Source organism: Serratia sp. LTN-2, from assembly GCF_059740205.1.
The window spans coordinates 1-2,041 of the sequence record NZ_JCAXDO010000055.1; the positions used below are offsets into that span (position 1 = coordinate 1).

The following is a 2,041-nucleotide window of genomic DNA, read 5'->3' on the forward strand; positions in this document are numbered from 1 at the left end:
AAAAAAAGCCGGTCATGATGACCGGCTTTTTTATCGGCTGACGCCAGGCGGCTTACTTCAGCAGCGCCTGCGCCTTGGCCACCACGTTGTCCACGGTGAAGCCAAACTCGGCGAACAGCTGCTCCGCCGGCGCCGACTCACCGAAGGTGGTCATGCCCACGATGGCACCGTTCAGCCCCACGTACTTGTACCAGTAGTCCGCGATACCCGCTTCCACCGCCACGCGCGCTGTTACCGCCGCCGGCAGCACCGACTCGCGGTACGCCGCATCCTGCTTGTCGAACGCATCGGTCGACGGCATCGACACCACGCGCACCTTGCGGCCCGCCGCGGTCAGTTTGTCCGCCGCTTCCACCGTGATGCCCACTTCGGAGCCGGTGGCGATCAGGATGACGTCCGGCGTGCCCGCGCAGTCTTTCAGCACGTAGCCGCCGCGGTACACGTTCGCCAGCTGCTCTGCGGTGCGCGGCTGCTGGATCAGGTTCTGGCGCGAGAACACCAGGGTGGTCGGGCCGTCGTTGCGCTCGATGCCGTACTGCCACGCCACCGCCGATTCCACCTGGTCGCACGGGCGCCAGGTGCTCATGTTCGGGGTCACGCGCAGGCTCGCCAGCTGCTCCACCGGCTGGTGGGTCGGGCCGTCTTCGCCCAGACCGATGGAGTCGTGGGTGTAGACGAACACGTTGCGCAGCTTCATCAGCGCCGCCATGCGCACCGCGTTGCGGGCGTATTCCACGAACATCAGGAAGGTCGCCGAGTACGGCAGGAAGCCGCCGTGCAGCGCGATGCCGTTGGTGATGGCGGTCATGCCGAACTCGCGCACGCCGTAATGAATGTAGTTGCCCGCCGGGTCAACGTTCAGCGCTTTCGAGCCGGACCACATGGTCAGGTTGCTCGGCGCCAGGTCGGCGGAGCCGCCCAGGAACTCCGGCAGCACCTTGCCGAACGCTTCCAGCGCGTTCTGCGACGCCTTGCGGCTGGCGATGTTGGCCGGGTTGGCCTGCAGTTTTTCCACGAACGCTTTGGCGTCGGCTTTCCAGTCGGCCGGCAGCTCGCCGTTCATGCGGCGCTTGAACTCGGCAGCCTGCTCCGGGAAGGCCCTGGCGTAGGCGGCGAACTTGTCGTTCCAGGCCGCTTCCTTGGCCTGACCGGCTTCTTTGGCGTCCCACTGGGCGTAGATGTCCTGCGGGATTTCAAAGGCGGCGTATTTCCAGCCCAGCGCTTCGCGGGTGGCGGCCACTTCGGCGGCGCCCAGCGCAGCGCCGTGCACGTCATGGGTACCGGCCTTGTTCGGCGAACCGAAGCCGATAACGGTCTTGCACATCAGCAGCGACGGCTTGTCGGTCACCTTGCGGGCTTCTTCAATCGCCGCCTTGATGGCGTCCGGGTTGTGGCCGTCGACGTTGCGCACCACGTGCCAGCCGTAGGCTTCGAAACGCAGGGCGGTGTCGTCGGTGAACCAGCCGTCGACGTGGCCGTCGATGGAGATGCCGTTGTCATCGTAGAAAGCGGTCAGCTTGCCGAGCTTGAGGGTGCCGGCCAGGGAGCAGACTTCGTGCGAGATACCTTCCATCATGCAGCCGTCGCCCATGAAGGCGTAGGTGTGGTGGTCGACGATGTCGTGGCCAGGGCGGTTGAACTGCGCCGCCAGGGTGCGTTCGGCGATGGCGAAGCCGACGGCGTTGGCGATGCCCTGGCCCAGCGGGCCGGTGGTGGTCTCAACGCCCGGGGTGTAGCCGTACTCCGGGTGGCCCGGGGTTTTGGAATGCAGCTGACGGAAGTTCTCCAGCTCGCGCATCGGCAGGTCGTAGCCGGTGAGGTGCAGGAGGCTGTAAATCAACATGGAGCCGTGGCCGTTGGAGAGCACGAAACGGTCGCGGTCAGCCCAGTGCGGGTTAGTCGGGTTGTGGTTGAGGTAGTCACGCCACAGGACTTCGGCGATGTCCGCCATGCCCATAGGGGCACCCGGGTGGCCGGAATTTGCTTTTTGTACGGCGTCCATGCTGAGTGCGCGGATGGCGTTGGCAAGCTCTTTACGAGA

At 65.5% G+C, this 2,041-nt stretch carries 1 protein-coding gene; it reads right to left on the minus strand.

What is annotated here, in order from left to right; translation table 11 throughout:
* Positions 1–52 precede the first annotated feature (52 nt).
* A partial coding sequence (tkt, locus tag AC6BYQ_RS28225; protein WP_498057901.1) for a transketolase occupies positions 53–2,041 on the minus strand: 1,989 nt, incomplete at its 5' end.